Origin of the sequence: Paracoccus sp. Z118 (genome assembly GCF_019061185.1) — a bacterium.
Taxonomy (GTDB): domain Bacteria; phylum Pseudomonadota; class Alphaproteobacteria; order Rhodobacterales; family Rhodobacteraceae; genus Paracoccus.
Window position 1 is genome coordinate 91,999 of sequence record NZ_JAHQZU010000002.1, and the last position, 13,982, is coordinate 105,980.

The 13,982-nt window shown below is 68.7% G+C and carries 14 protein-coding genes; 4 read left to right on the plus strand and 10 right to left on the minus strand.

Going from position 1 to position 13,982, the window contains the following annotated elements; genetic code table 11:
- Positions 1-13: 13 nt before the first annotated feature.
- The 6 genes from dps to KTN05_RS02010 all read right to left on the minus strand — a co-directional run bounded on the left by dps (position 14) and on the right by KTN05_RS02010 (position 3,834).
- Entirely contained in the window at positions 14-487 is a 474-nt protein-coding gene (gene dps, locus KTN05_RS01985; protein WP_217327698.1) for a DNA starvation/stationary phase protection protein Dps, read from the minus strand.
- A 149-nt stretch (positions 488-636) separates the two neighbouring features.
- The gene (locus KTN05_RS01990) at positions 637-873 is read right to left on the minus strand and encodes an acyl carrier protein (protein WP_217327699.1); all 237 of its coding nucleotides are present in this window, start codon (positions 871-873) and stop codon (positions 637-639) included.
- Between the two features lie 173 nt (positions 874-1,046).
- Entirely contained in the window at positions 1,047-1,784 is a 738-nt protein-coding gene (fabG, locus tag KTN05_RS01995; RefSeq protein WP_217327700.1) for a 3-oxoacyl-[acyl-carrier-protein] reductase, read from the minus strand.
- A 60-nt stretch (positions 1,785-1,844) separates the two neighbouring features.
- Positions 1,845-2,771 carry an ACP S-malonyltransferase gene (gene fabD, locus KTN05_RS02000; RefSeq protein WP_217327701.1) on the minus strand — a complete coding sequence of 309 codons (927 nt, stop codon included), beginning with the start codon at positions 2,769-2,771 and terminating at the stop codon, positions 1,845-1,847.
- Between the two features lie 172 nt (positions 2,772-2,943).
- Positions 2,944-3,366, minus strand: coding sequence for a nucleoside-diphosphate kinase (ndk, locus tag KTN05_RS02005; RefSeq protein ID WP_217327702.1), 423 nt, complete (start codon positions 3,364-3,366; stop codon positions 2,944-2,946).
- Positions 3,367-3,627: 261 nt separating this feature from the next.
- Positions 3,628-3,834, minus strand: a complete 207-nt coding sequence (locus tag KTN05_RS02010; protein ID WP_217327703.1) for a cold-shock protein — start codon at positions 3,832-3,834, stop codon at positions 3,628-3,630.
- A 209-nt stretch (positions 3,835-4,043) separates the two neighbouring features.
- On the opposite strand from KTN05_RS02010, the gene KTN05_RS02015 reads away from it, so the two are divergent.
- The 3 genes from KTN05_RS02015 (at position 4,044) to KTN05_RS02025 (ending at position 7,319) form a co-directional block, all read left to right on the plus strand.
- On the plus strand, positions 4,044-5,891 hold the full coding sequence (locus tag KTN05_RS02015; protein ID WP_217327704.1) for an ABC-F family ATP-binding cassette domain-containing protein: 1,848 nt from the start codon (positions 4,044-4,046) through the stop codon (positions 5,889-5,891).
- 119 nt (positions 5,892-6,010) lie between these two features.
- Positions 6,011-6,766, plus strand: a complete 756-nt coding sequence (locus KTN05_RS02020; RefSeq protein ID WP_217327705.1) for a MipA/OmpV family protein — start codon at positions 6,011-6,013, stop codon at positions 6,764-6,766.
- Between the two features lie 163 nt (positions 6,767-6,929).
- The gene (locus tag KTN05_RS02025; RefSeq protein ID WP_217327706.1) at positions 6,930-7,319 is read left to right on the plus strand and encodes an SUF system Fe-S cluster assembly protein; all 390 of its coding nucleotides are present in this window, start codon (positions 6,930-6,932) and stop codon (positions 7,317-7,319) included.
- Positions 7,320-7,399: 80 nt separating this feature from the next.
- On the opposite strand, the gene KTN05_RS02030 is transcribed toward KTN05_RS02025, so the two are convergent.
- Positions 7,400-8,959, minus strand: coding sequence for an ATP-dependent RecD-like DNA helicase (locus KTN05_RS02030; protein WP_217327707.1), 1,560 nt, complete (start codon positions 8,957-8,959; stop codon positions 7,400-7,402).
- Between the two features lie 120 nt (positions 8,960-9,079).
- Between KTN05_RS02030 and KTN05_RS02035 the strand changes: the two genes are divergently transcribed.
- Positions 9,080-9,343 carry a hypothetical protein gene (locus KTN05_RS02035; protein ID WP_217327708.1) on the plus strand — a complete coding sequence of 88 codons (264 nt, stop codon included), beginning with the start codon at positions 9,080-9,082 and terminating at the stop codon, positions 9,341-9,343.
- 41 nt (positions 9,344-9,384) lie between these two features.
- Here the strand turns inward: KTN05_RS02035 and ccrA are convergent, their stop codons facing one another.
- The 3 genes from ccrA to fdhD form a co-directional block, all read right to left on the minus strand.
- Positions 9,385-10,674 (minus strand): crotonyl-CoA carboxylase/reductase, encoded by a 1,290-nt coding sequence (ccrA, locus tag KTN05_RS02040; protein WP_217327709.1) that lies wholly within the window; start codon positions 10,672-10,674, stop codon positions 9,385-9,387.
- Between the two features lie 127 nt (positions 10,675-10,801).
- Positions 10,802-13,084: a ribonuclease R gene (rnr, locus tag KTN05_RS02045; RefSeq protein WP_217327710.1), complete on the minus strand. Its 2,283-nt coding sequence runs from the start codon at positions 13,082-13,084 to the stop codon at positions 10,802-10,804.
- 57 nt (positions 13,085-13,141) lie between these two features.
- The gene (gene fdhD, locus KTN05_RS02050) at positions 13,142-13,966 is read right to left on the minus strand and encodes a formate dehydrogenase accessory sulfurtransferase FdhD (RefSeq protein ID WP_217327711.1); all 825 of its coding nucleotides are present in this window, start codon (positions 13,964-13,966) and stop codon (positions 13,142-13,144) included.
- Positions 13,967-13,982 lie beyond the last annotated feature (16 nt).

Consider the following 13,982-nt stretch of genomic DNA (forward strand, 5'->3'; position numbering starts at 1 on the left):
GGCTATGCCGCGATTATTCCAGATGAGACGCAAGGAACCACAGATCCTTGTCGGCCTGCCCCGAGGCGGCGGTCAGGATGTCCGCCGTCGTGGCGTCCCCGGCCTTCTCGGTCGCGTCGATGGCCGCGCGCACCCGCTCGCCATAGTTGCGCATCCGGTCCGAGATCTCGCGGATATGGTCCGCGGATTTCGTCAGGTCGGTGGGATAGGGCTTCAGCGACGTGGAACCCGCCACCTCCTCGACCGTCCCCACGGCCGCGCCGTCGAGTTGCTGGATACGCTCGGCCAACTCGTCCACATTCGGGTCCAGCCGCGCCTTGACCGCGTCCAGCAGCTCATGCACGGCGATGAAATTCGCGCCCCTGAGGTTCCAGTGCGCCTGCTTCAGCGCCATCGACAGGGACAGCCCATCGGTCATGCAGGCCTGAAGTTCGGAAATAGAGGTCTTGCGGGCGTTGTCTTCCAGACCCTGAAGCTTCACGGGCATGAGTGCGTCTCCTTCTGCTGTCTCGCTTGTCAGGACAACGGGCGAGGCGGCGCTCCGTTCCACGCTTCGCGTGAGGCAAAACGACGCAACGCAACGAAAAACGGCGCCCGCATGGGGCGCCGCATGGGATCAGCAGGGATCGCGCCCGATCAGGCGGTCGCGCCGTCGATGAACTTCACCGCGTCGCCGAAGGTCTGAATCGTCTCGGCGGCGTCGTCCGGGATCTCGATCCCGAACTCTTCCTCGAACGCCATCACCAGCTCGACGGTGTCGAGCGAGTCGGCGCCGAGATCGTCGATGAACGACGCGCTTTCGGTCACCTTCTCCTCATCGACGCCCAGATGCTCGACAACGATCTTCTTCACGCGATCAGCGATATCGCTCATGTCTCATTCCTCAGTTGCGGGCCTTCCGCCCGAGATGTTGCCGGCAAGCGGCCGACGACAGCCGCGGGCGGTTCCCCTGCGGCCTTGGTCCGGGGATATAGCAGCGGCCGCATTATCTGCAACAGCTTTCCAGCCATCCGGTTCCCGCCCCTGAGGCGCAGGCCCTTCCCCAATCAGATCATGGCCATGCCGCCATTGACGTGCAACGTGGCGCCGGTGACATAGCCCGCCTCGGCGCTGGAAAGGAACAGCACCGCCGCCGCGACCTCATCGGCCGAGCCCATCCGCCCGGCGGGAATCTGCGTCAGGATGCGGCCCTTCTGCTCGTCATTCAGCTTGCCCGTCATCGCCGTCTCGATGAACCCCGGCGCCACGCAATTGACCGTGATCCCGCGCGAGGCGACCTCATAGGCGAGGCTCTTCGACATCCCCACCAGCCCGGCCTTGGCGGCGGCATAGTTGCCCTGCCCCGGATTGCCGGTGGTCCCGACGACCGAGGTGATCGACACGATCCGCCCCCAGCGGGCCTTCATCATCCCGCGCAGCACCCCGCGCGCCAGCCGGAAGGACGAAGTGAGGTTCACCTCCAGCACCTGCGCCCATTCCTCGTCGGACATGCGCATGAACAGGTTGTCCCGCGTGATCCCGGCATTGTTGACGAGGATATCGACGGACCCCATCGCCTCCGCCGCCTTCTTCGGCAGCGCCTCGACCTCGGCCGCATCGCCCAGATTGGCGGTGACGACATGCGCCCGCTCGCCCAGCCGTTCGGCCAGTTCCCGCAGCGGCGCCTCGCGCGTGCCCGAAAGGGTCACGCTGGCCCCCGCCGCGTGCAGCGCGGCCGCGACGGCCCCGCCGATCCCCCCCGAAGCGCCGGTGATCAGCGCAGTCCTGCCTGTCAGGTCGAACATCAAAGCCTCATCTTCTGTCTGCAAATATCCCGGGGTCCGGGGCAGAGCCCCGGTCCGGCCTCAGCCCTTCAGCGCCGCGATATCCTTCGGCGCGCCGATCGCCCGCGTCGTGACATCAGGCGCGATGCGCTTGATCATCCCCGACAGCGCCTTGCCCGCGCCGATCTCCCAGAATTCGGTCACGCCCTGTTCGGCCATGAAGGCCACCGACTCGCGCCACCGGACGATTCCCGTCACCTGATCGACCAGCAGCCGGCGGATCGCGCCGGGCATGGTGACGGGCTCGGCCGAGACGTTGGCGATTACCGGGACGGCGGGTTCATGGATATCGACCCCGGCCAGCGCGTCGGACATGGCGGCCGCGGCGGGCTGCATCAGCGCGCTGTGGAACGGGGCTGAGACCGGCAGCATCAGCGCCCGCTTGGCGCCGCGTTCCTTGGCCAGCGCGGCGGCGCGTTCCACCGCCTCCCTGTGGCCCGAGATCACCACCTGCGCGGGATCGTTGTCGTTGGCAGCCTGGCAGACCTCGTCGCCCGCCGCCTCGCGGGCGATCTCGTCCACTGCGGCGAAGTCGAGGCCGAGGATCGCGGCCATCGCGCCCTGCCCGACGGGAACCGCCTCCTGCATGGCCGTGCCGCGGATGCAGAGCAGCCGGGCGGTGTCCGACAGGCTGATCGCCCCCGCCGCGCAGAGCGCCGAGTATTCCCCGAGGCTGTGGCCCGCGACGAAACCCGCGTCGGTGATGGAAAAGCCCTCGGCCTCCAGCGCGCGCAGCGCGGCGATCGAGGTCGCCATCAGCGCCGGCTGCGCATTGCGGGTGAGGGTCAGCGTCTCGATGTCGCCGTCCCAGATCAGCGCCGACAGATTCTCACCCAGCGCCTCGTCCACCTCGTCGAAGACGGCCTTCGCGGCGGGATAGGATTCGGCGAGCTCGCGGCCCATGCCGATGGTCTGGGCGCCCTGACCCGGAAAGACGAATGCCCGCATGATGTCATCCTCGATGGTTCATGCAGGCAATAGCTTCTGGCGCGGCGTCAGGCAACCGACGCCGCGAGTGGGGGCTTCGCGCCCCCACACCCCCGCGGGATATTTCAGGCGAAGAAGAAAGCAAGAGGGCCGCCCTGATCGGAGCGGCCCTCGTCCTCTGGCCTGTCCGGGTTCAGCCGACCAGTTCGAGACCCGAGAAGAAGAAGGCGATTTCCTCTTTCGCGGTTTCCGGCGCGTCCGAGCCGTGGACCGAGTTCTCGCCCACCGACAGCGCGAATTCCTTGCGGATCGTGCCCTCGTCGGCGTTGGACGGGTTGGTCGCGCCCATCACTTCGCGGTTCTTGGCGATGGCGCCCTCGCCTTCCAGCACCTGCACGACGACCGGCGCGGAAACCATGGACTCGACCAGTTCGCCGTAGAAGGGACGGTCCTTGTGGACCTCGTAGAACTTGCCGGCCTGGGCGGGCGACAGATGGATGCGCTTCTGCGCGACGATGCGCAGGCCCGCATCCTCGAATTTCTGGTTGATCTTGCCGGTCAGGTTGCGGCGGGTCGCGTCGGGCTTGATGATCGACAGCGTGCGTTCGACGGCCATGATGTCCTCGTCTGGGTGCGGAAGGTTGCGATTGGCCGGCGCGGTAACATGCGCCCCGTCCGAAGGAAACCCCGGCGGCAAAGCCGCCCGTCGCGAGATCGCGGGCGCAGGAAGTAGCCGTGAAAGGGCATCGTCCCGGACTGGGCGGCGTCCGTGACCTGTTACGGCGACGGCATGGGTCGGTAAAACGCAGAAAGGGCAGCCACTCGGGCTGCCCTTTCCGTGAAAGCGCGGCGCGGGCGAAGTCCGCGCGCCGTCTTATCAGACGAACTTGATGTTCGCGGCCGATTCGCGGCCGTCACGGCCGGACTCGAGGTCATAGGTGACCTTCTGGCCGTCGGCCGGGGCCTGCAGGCCCGCGCGCTCAAGCGCCGAGACGTGCAGGAACACGTCGCGGTTGCCGTTTTCCGGCTGGATGAAGCCGAAGCCTTTGGTTGCGTTGAACCATTTCACGGTGCCATTAGCCATCGTGAGATCTCCTTCAGAAGCGCCATCCGCGACATGCGATGGCCCGGCGCAGTCAGTCATAGCAGCATACTGAAGCCGGTGACGGAGACAGAGAGCAGATAGAAAAACGTTGCCCGAACCAGATAGGGCATTTCGCGATTCGGTTCAAGGCCGTTCCCCAGGACCCGGCCGCGATTGACCCTGCCCCGCCGATCAGGCAAGCGCGACCCATGCTGCGCATCGACGACATCTCCTATTCCATCGCCGGACGGCCTCTGTTCGAGAACGCCTCGGCGGCGATCCCGGAAGGCCACAAGGTCGGGCTCGTCGGTCCCAACGGGGCCGGCAAGACGACGCTGTTCCGGCTGATCCGGGGCGAGCTGGCGCTGGACGGCGGCTCGATCGGCCTGCCCTCCCGCGCGCGGATCGGCGGCGTCGCGCAGGAAAGCCCCGCGACCTTCACCAGCGTCCTGAACACGGTCCTTGCCGCAGATACCGAGCGTCACGCGCTGCTGGCCGAGGCCGAGACGGCGACCGATCCGCACCGAATCGCCGAGGTCCAGACCCGGCTCGCCGACATCGACGCATGGTCCGCCGAGGGGCGGGCCAGCGCCATCCTCCAGGGGCTGGGATTTTCCACCGCCGATCAGGCCCGGCCCACCGGCGATTTCTCGGGCGGCTGGCGGATGCGGATGGCCTTGGCGGGGGTGCTGTTCGCGCAGCCCGACCTGCTGCTGCTGGACGAGCCGACGAACTATCTCGACCTCGAAGGCGCGCTGTGGCTGGAGGGGTATCTGGCCCGCTACCCGCATACGGTCATCGTCATCAGCCACGACCGCGACCTGCTGAACCGGGCGGTCGGCTCGATCCTGCATCTCGATAGCCGCAAGCTGACGCTTTATTCCGGCGGCTATGACAGCTTCGCCCGCATCCGCGCCGAGCGTCGGGCGTTGCAGGCCGCCGAGGCGAAGAAGCAGGACGCCCGCCGCGCCCATCTGCAAAGTTTCGTGGACCGCTTCCGCGCCAAGGCGACCAAGGCCGCGCAGGCGCAGTCGCGCCTGAAGGCGCTGGCGAAGATGGAGCCGATCACTGCGCCCGAGGAGGCGAAGTTCCACCGCTTCACCTTCCCCCAGCCGGACCAGCTTTCCCCGCCGATTCTCGCGCTGGAGAATGTCTCGGTCGGCTATGGCGACCGGGCGGTGCTGCGGCGGCTGAGCCTGCGGATCGACCAGGACGACCGGATCGCGCTGCTGGGCCGCAACGGTCAGGGGAAATCGACGCTGTCGAAGCTGCTGTCGGGCCGGCTGCCCGCGATGGACGGCAAGGTCGTCCGCTCGTCGAAGCTGCGCGTGGGGTATTTCGCCCAGCATCAGGTGGACGAGCTGCATCTGGACGAAACGCCGCTGGACCACGTCCGCCGCCTGCGCCCGGACGAGGCCCCGGCCCGGCTGCGCGCCCGGCTGGCCGGTTTCGGGCTGATGGAGGCGCAGGCGGGAACCAGGGTCGCCGCGCTGTCCGGCGGGCAGAAGGCGCGGCTGTCGCTGCTGCTCGCGACCATCGACGCGCCGCATCTGCTGGTGCTGGACGAGCCGACCAACCACCTCGACATCGAATCGCGCGAGGCGCTGACCGAGGCGCTGAACGACTATACCGGCGCGGTGGTGCTGGTCAGCCACGACATGCACCTGCTGGAACTGGTCGCCGACCGGCTGTGGCTGGTCGCGGATGGCGGCGTTTCGCCCTATCCGCATGATCTGGAAACCTACCGCAGGTCGCTGCTGACCGCCGACGAGCCCGAGCGCCCGCGCGAGGCGCCCAAGCCCGCGCCGAAGAAGGCCGGCCGCGACGAGATCCTGGACCTGCGCGCCGAGGTGCGGCGCGGCGAGGAGCGGGTGGAGAAGCTGACCGCCATGCTGAAGAAGATCAGCGAGAAGATGGCCGACCCCGCGCTCTACAACGACCCGCACGAGGCCGAGAAATGGGGCCGCAAGCACGCCGAGGCGACCGCGGCCCTGCCCCGCGCCGAGGCGCTGTGGATGGATGCGCTGGAGCGGCTGGAATCTGCCGAAAAGGGCTGAGCGCGGCGGATCGGCAACGCCTGCCGATCAACTGATGATCATTCGACGCAACCGCCGCTTGCCAAGGCGGCGCGCTGCGTTCATCAGGGCTGGACGACCCGCCAGAAAGGACTGCCCGGATGAAAGCCCTGCCCCTCGCCCTCGCTGCCGTTGCCGCCGCGCTGATTTCGGCGCCCGCGCAGGCGCAGGACGGCTGGGGCGTTGCCGCCGATGTCGGGCTTGGGGCAAAATACGCGCCCGACTGGATGGGGTCCGAGGATATGGAAACCTCGCCCTGGGTCATCCTGCGCAATTTCGACCTCGTGCGGCCGGGACAGGCGACGACCTCCGACGGCTCGGCCGATGGATTCGCGGTCCTGCCCTCGTTCAACTATCGTGGCGGGCGCGATGCGGATGACGGCGACGCGCTGGCCGGGCTGGACGATATCGACGCGTCGGGCGAGATCGGGGTGCGGCTGAAATATTCGGTGGGCGATGCCTTCGGCTATGTCGCCGCGCGCAAGGGCTTCGGCGGGCATGACGGCATCGCGGGCGAGTTCGGCGCGAAATACCGCATCAAGCCGTCCGAGCGCCTGACCCTCTGGGCCGGGGCCAAGGCCGATTTCGGCGACGATGAGTTCGTGGACACCTATTTCGGCGTCACCGCCGCCGAATCGGCGGCCAGCGGTCACGAGGCATATTCGCCGGGCGGCGGCATCTACTCGCATTCGCTGTCGCTGGAGTGGCGCTACGCCCTGACCGACAGCCTCGCGCTGCTGGGCGAGGCCCGTTACACCAAGCTGACCGGCGACGCCGCCGATTCCCCGTTCATCGAAGACACGACCCAGTCCTCGGTTCGGCTGGGCATCGTGCATCGCTTCAACTTCCGCTTCTGAGCCGCTGCCGCCGATGCGATCCGGCTGGGTGCCAGCGCCGATCAGCACCGGCCCGCGTCTGTGGCGGCGACGCTGAAGGGCCGAGCCTCGTCGGTGCGGCCTTTTCCCGCCGCCCCTCTCCACCTATATGATGACCAGCATTTCTGGACGGAGCGGCTTTCACATGGACAACGCGACTACTGCCCCGCAGGCCGGATCGGCCCTGGATCAGGCCGAAGGCGCGCCCCTGATCGCGCCTTCGACGGTCGATCACCCGCTGTATGACAGCGTGGTCGAAGCCTGCAAATCCGTTTACGATCCCGAGATTCCGGTCAACATCTACGACCTCGGGCTGATCTACACCATCCAGATCGACGCCGAGAACGCCGTCCGCATCATCATGACGCTGACCGCGCCCGGCTGCCCCGTCGCGGGCGAGATGCCGGGCTGGGTCGCCGACGCGGTCGAGCCGCTGCCGGGCGTGCGTCAGGTGGACGTGGAAATGACCTTCCAGCCGCAATGGGGCATGGACATGATGTCCGACGAGGCCCGGCTGGAGCTGGGGTTCATCTAGCGCTCAGATCGGGCGGGCACCTGTCCCGCCTCGTATCTCACCGCCGAACGGCGCAAGTCTTGCCGTTGCGCCACCGCTGTCTAGGCCGCATCCTCCGGCGCGGTTTCCAGCGCCAGCGGCGCGGCCTCGACGGTCAGATCGTCCGTTGACAGCCCGAGATGCGGCCGCGCCAGACGCGCTTTCGTCACCCACAGCAGCCGGTCCTGCGCCCGCGTGATCGCCACATAAGCGAGGCGCTTCCACAACGGCAGCCCGGCCTCGGTTCGGTTGGACCAGGCGGCGGCCGAGATGTCCGGCGCGAAGACCTGCACATCGGGCCACTGGCTTCCCTGCGCCTTGTGGATCGTCACCGCCGCGCCGTGCAGGAAGGTCGCGCCCATCCGCGCCGCCGACGGGATGAACGGCTCGTCCACGTCGGGCGTCTCGATCTTGATGATCGAGGCGGCGGAAAGCCGCGGCTCCGGCGCGCCGATGACGTGCAGCCGCGCGAAGCCGGGTTTCTTGCCCGGCCCCAGATAGACCACCTGCGCCCCCTTGATGAGGCCCCGCGCCTCGAGGTCGATGCGCTTCTTGCGGTGCTTCAGCGGCAGTTCGATCCCGTCGCAGACCAGCGGCTCGCCCGGCAGCAGCGCATCGCCCGGCGCGCCATGCGCGGCCCGGAAGGCGCTGATGAGCCGCACCCGCGTCGCGTTGCGCCAGACCAGCACCGGCGAGCGGGCCATCAGGTCGCTTTCCACCCGCTCGGCCCAGACGACGCGCTCGTCCTGCTCGGCCGCCTGGCGCACCCGCCGCTCGAACGCGGCGAAATCCACTGCCGGATCGCCCAGCGCGTGCGCGAGGTCGAGGATCGGGTTCCCCTCGGCCTGCCGGTGGATGCGGCTCAGCGTCAGCTTCTGCGGCGCGGCCAGCCGGTCGAACACCATGTCGCCGGACAGCCCGACTGGGGCAAGCTGCGCCGGATCGCCGAACAGCACCAGCAGCGGAAATATCTCACGCAGGTCGTCGAACTGGCGCTCGTCCAGCATCGAGGCCTCGTCGATCAGGCCGATGTCCAGCGCATCGTCGCGCCGCTTCCAGCCCTGGATGAAATCCGACCCGCGCAGCCCCGCCGCCGCCAGCGCGCCGGGAATGGAGCCGTGCTGCTGGTAGAACGCGAAGGCGCGGTCCAGCGCCTCGTCGGACAGACCCTCGATCGTCGGGCGGTCGCCGTTGCCCGCCAGCCAGTCGGCCAGCCGCTCGTATTCGGGGTCATAGACGGGCGTGTAGAGGATGCGGTGGATCGTCGTCGCCGGCACCCCGCGCATCCGCAGCACGAAGGCCGCCTTGTTGGTCGGCGCCAGCACCGCGACCGTGCGCGCGTCCTTGCGGCGCTTGCCTTCGTAATCGCCGCTGACGACATGGACCCCGGCCGCGACCAGCGCGCGGGTCAGTTCCGACAGGATCAGCGTCTTGCCCGAGCCCGCCTTGCCCAGCACCGCCATCACCCGCCCCTTGCCGGGCTGGGCGGGCGCGATCTCCTGCGCGTCGATGTCGATGCCCGACAGGGCCAGCAGATCGGTCAGCGCCTCCCACGCGGCCGACTGGTCGGGGGACAGGTCGGGCGCGTCGGCGGGCGCGGGGGCGGTCAGGGATTGCTGCATCGCCGCATCCTACCCTGCCGGGCGGCGCCCGCAACCCGCGGGATCATTCCGCGCGGTCCCGGCGTTAGAGGGGCGGAGCGGGAATACCCGCACGATCAGCCCAACCCGAAAGGCGCCATCATGTCACGTCACGGACCCGGAACACTTCTCTGCCAGATCGCGCTCAGCGCAGCCGTCGGGGGCGCGATCACCTATCTGCTCACCCGCCGCGATGGCGGCGGCTCGCCCCGCGCCGCCCTGAGCCGTGAGAGCGGCGAGCACCCGGACTGCTACGTCCGCACCGCGGGCCGCAGGGAGATGCGCGATCCGCCCCGCCGCTGGACGCTGGAGGACGAGCAGAGCGACGAGTCGTTCCCGGCGAGCGACCCGCCCGGAAACTACTGAATCCGCAGGGGCGCGTGACCGCGCCCCCTCTCGGAGAAGGCTCAGCGCCGCCCCGCCTCCAGCGCATCCTCGAACGTGCGCAGCCCGCTTGTCGGGGCCTGCACCAGCACGGCCATGTTGCCCGGCTTGTGCTGGTTCCGCAGCATCTTCACATGCGCCTGCGGGATCTCGGCCCAGGGGAAGACCTCGGACATGGCGGGGTCGATCCGGCGCTCCAGCATCAGGCGGTTGGCGGCAGCGGCCTGCTTGAGATGGGCGAAGTGCGATCCCTGCAGGCGCTTCTGGTGCATCCACATGTAGCGCACGTCGAAGGTGCAGTTGAACCCCGAGGTGCCGGCGCAGATCACCACCATGCCGCCCTTCTTGCAGACGAAGGTGCTGACCGGGAAGGTCGCCTCGCCCGGATGTTCGAACACGATATCGACGTTGTTGCCCTTGCCGGTGATGTCCCAGATCGCCTTGCCGAACTTGCGGACCTCGTTGAACCACTGCTTGTATTCCTCGCTGCCGACCTTGGGCAGCGCGCCCCAGCAGTTGAAGTCCCTGCGGTTCAGCACGCCCTTGGCGCCCATCCCCATGACGAACTCGCGCTTGTCCTCGTCCGAGATCACGCCGACGGCGTTCGCGCCCGCCGCGTTGATGAGCTGGATCGCGAAGGAGCCGAGGCCCCCCGACGCGCCCCAGACCAGCACGTTCATGCCCGGCTTCAGCTCGTGCGGCTCATGCCCGAACAGCATCCGGTAGGCGGTGGCCAGCGTCAGCGTGTAGCAGGCCGATTCCTCCCAGGTCAGATGGCGCGGGCGCGGCATCAGCTGCTGCGCCTGCACGCGGGTGAACTGGGCGAAGCTGCCGTCGGGCGTCTCGTAGCCCCAGATCCGCTGGGTGGGGCTGAACATCGGATCGCCGCCGTTGCATTCCTCGTCGTTGCCGTCGTCCTGGTTGCAGTGGATCACGACCTGATCGCCCACCTTCCAGTTGCGCACCTTGTCGCCCACCGCCCAGACGATCCCCGAGGCGTCCGATCCGGCGATGTGATAGGCCGCCTTGTGCCCGTCGAACGGGCTGATCGGCTGGCCGAGACCGGCCCAGATGCCGTTGTAGTTGACCCCCGCGGCCATCACGAGGACCAGCACCTCGTTGCTGTCGATCTCCCACGTGTCCACGACCTCGATCTGCATGGCGGTGTCCGGCTCGCCGTGACGCTCGCGGCGGATGGACCACGCATACATCTGCTTCGGCACATGCCCGAGGGGCGGCATCTCGCCGATCTCATACAGATCCTTCTGCGGGGCATCATAGGGAGCGATCGAATCACGAAGGTCGAGGGCCATGGAAGTCGTCCTTGCACAGGTAATGCTGCGGTGCAGAATAGCACCTTCCTGCCCCGAGGTAAATTCTTTCACGCAACAATGCAACAAGCTGCGAGGACAAATCGTAAGATTGTGTCCCGTCCGTTTGTCAGTGCCGGATGCGTCGCAGCTTGCGGGCCTTCGCCTCGCCCGCCTTGGCCGCCTTTGCCGGCTTGCGGCGCGGGGCCTTGCCGCGTTTGCCCTTGGGTCCGGCGGGAACGCCTTTGCCGTCAAGCTCCACCAGTTCCAGCGTCAGCCCGCCGGTCAGCGGCACCGCCTCGGACAGACGCACGGTGACGCGCTGGCCGACGCCCAGCCGGATGCCCGTTTCCGAGCCGACCAGCGTCTGCGCGTCGCGGTCGAAATGGAAATACTCGTTGCCGATCTCGCGGATCGGCAGCAGCCCGTCGGCGCCGGTCTCGTCCAGCTTCACGAAGGCGCCGAAGCGCTGAATGCCGCTGATGCGGCCGGTGAATTCGGACCCGATCCGCTCCGACAGGAAGGCGGCGAGATAGCGGTCGGTCGTGTCCCGTTCCGCCGTCATGCTGCGGCGCTCGGTCTCGCTGATATGCTCGGCGGTCTGTTCCAGCGTGTCGATGTCGGCGGGTGAAAGACCATCCCCCTTCTTCCCGGCCCCGCCCCAGCCGTGGCCCGAGATGAGCGCCCGATGCACGATCAGGTCCGAATAGCGGCGGATGGGACTGGTGAAATGCGCGTAGCTTTTCAGCGCCAGCCCGAAATGGCCGTAATTTGCGGGGTGGTAGTAGGCCTGCGTCATCGACCGCAGCGTCGAGATGTTGATGAGCTCGTCGAAATCCGTCCCCTCGGCCTGCCCCAGCAGCCGGTTCAGCTGGCTGGTCTGAAGCACCTGCCCCTTGGCCAGCGAGAAACCGGACGCCTCGGCCACCTGCCGCAGCGCGTCCAGCTTTTCGGGGCTGGGTTCCTCATGGACGCGGAACAGCAGCGGGCGGCGCAGGCGGGTCAGTTCCTCGGCGGCGGCGACGTTGGCGAGGATCATGTATTCCTCGATCAGCCGATGGGCGTCGAAGCGGTCGCGGAAGTTGACGGACTTGACGCGGCCATCGTCGGTGAGTTCGATCTTCCGCTCCGGCAGGTCGAGATCCAGCGGCTGCCGCCGGGCGCGGGCCTTCTTCAGCAGTTCATAGGCCGCGAACAGCGGTCGGATCACGTCATCCATCAGCGGCGCGGCGGCATCATCGGGATTGCCATCCGCCGCCGCCTGCGCCTGCTCGTAGGACAGCGAGGCGGCGCTGCGCATCATCCCGCGATGGAAGTCGTGGCCGATCTTCTCGCCGCTGGAATCCAGCCGCATCCGCACGGCGATCACCGGCCGGTCCACGCCCTCGTGCAGCGAGCAGAGATCGCCCGACAGCACGTCGGGCAGCATCGGCACGACCCGGTCGGGGAAATAGGTCGAATTCCCCCGATGCCGCGCCTCGCGGTCCAGCGCGGAGCCGGGGCGCACGTAGGAAGCCACGTCGGCGATGGCGACCCAGATCACCATGCCGTCCGGGTTCCTCGGATCGTCGTCGGGCATCGCGGCCACGGCGTCGTCATGGTCGCGCGCGTCCGCCGGGTCGATCGTGACCAGCGGCAGGTCTCGCAGATCCTCGCGCCCGTCCATCGAAGCGGGGCGGGCGGCGTCGGCCTCGGCGATCACCTCGTCCGGGAAATCGTCCGGGATGCCGTGCTGGTGAATGGCGATCAGGCTGACGGCGCGGGGGGCGGACGGATCGCCCAGCCGGTCGGTGATCCGCGCCCAGGGCATGCCCAACCGGTCCTTGGGCCCGGCCTGCTCGGCCTCGACCAGCTCGCCGTCCTTCGCCTCCAGCGTGGCATCGGCGCGCACGCGCCATTGCCGGTCCGCGCCCTTGTCGATGGGCATGATGCGCCCGCCCTGGGTTTCCTTGCGGAAGATGCCGAAGACCTTGTGCGGGGCGGTGCCGATGCGGCGGATCAGCCGCGCCTGATACTGGTGATCCCCCTCTCCTGTCGCGCCCCCCGTCTCGATCAGCCGGGCAAGGATGCGCTCGCCCGCGCCCACCGCCGGATCGGACTGGCGCGGCGCGAACAGGACGCGGGGAACGGGCGCGGTCCCCTGCCATTCCAGCGGCCGGGCGAAGATGTCGCCGTCGGCGTCGGGCGGCAGGATTTCCAGCACTGTGACCGGTGGCAGCTTCTCGGCGTCGCGGTAGGTGCGGCGGCGGCGTTCCAGCAGCCCCTCGGCCTCAAGCTCCTTCAGAAGGCGCTTGAGCTCGATCCGGGCGTCGCCCTTGATGTCGAACGCCTTGGCGATGTCGCGCTTGGCGGTGGCGTCGGGGTTTTCGGCGATCCATTCGAGGATCTGCTGGCGTGAGGGCAGTTGCTTCATGGCGCTTCCTATCATGCCCAGGCGCTGCGGGGCAGAGGCAAAACCGCGCCGACGCCCTTATGGTTCAATGCGATAGGGATGCGTGTAAAGATCGAAGCTGCCGCCGCGCGCCCGGCCGATCAGCGTGATCCCCGACGCCTGCGCCCAGGCCGCCGCAAGCCGCGTCGGCACGCCCGCGCCGATCAGCACCGGCGCACCCATCCGCGCGGCCTTCTGCACGAGATCCACCGACAGGCGCGAGGTCATGGCGACGATCCCCGCATCAGCGCCGATCCCCGCCCGCGCCGCGGCCCCGGCCAGCTTGTCCAATGCGTTGTGCCGGCCCACATCCTCGCGCACCAGCGACCCGCCCGGCCACCACAGCCCCGCCGCGTGGATCGAGGGCGTGTCGCGCCAGCGCCGCTGCCCGGCGGAAAGCGCCTCCATCGCGGCCAGCGCGTCCTGCGGGCTGAAGCGAGCCTTTGACGCAACCGGCCGCACGGCAGGCAGCGCCGCCGCAATGCTGTCCACGCCGCACAGGCCGCAGCCCACCGGCCCCACCATCGCGCGCCGCCGCTCGGCCAGTCCCGCCGCGAGACCGGGGCGCAGCCACAACCGCGCCTCGACCGCCGGCAGCGGCCCGAGGCCGGGGGCGTCCGGCGCGACCGCGACCTCCTCGAAGCCGGTGATGTCGGCGGGGGTGGCGATCAGCCCTTCGGTCAGGGCGAATCCGGTGGCGAAATCCTCAAGCTCGTGCGGGGTCGCCATCAGCACCGCCTGCGAGGCGCCGTCGATGACGATGGCGACGGCGGCCTCCTCGGGGGTCGGCGCGGCGGGCGCGGCGTCATCGGCCCAGCCGCCGTCCCGCCAGCGGCGCAGCGGCGTGGTCAGGTCAGCGGCCATGCGGATCGTGGAACAT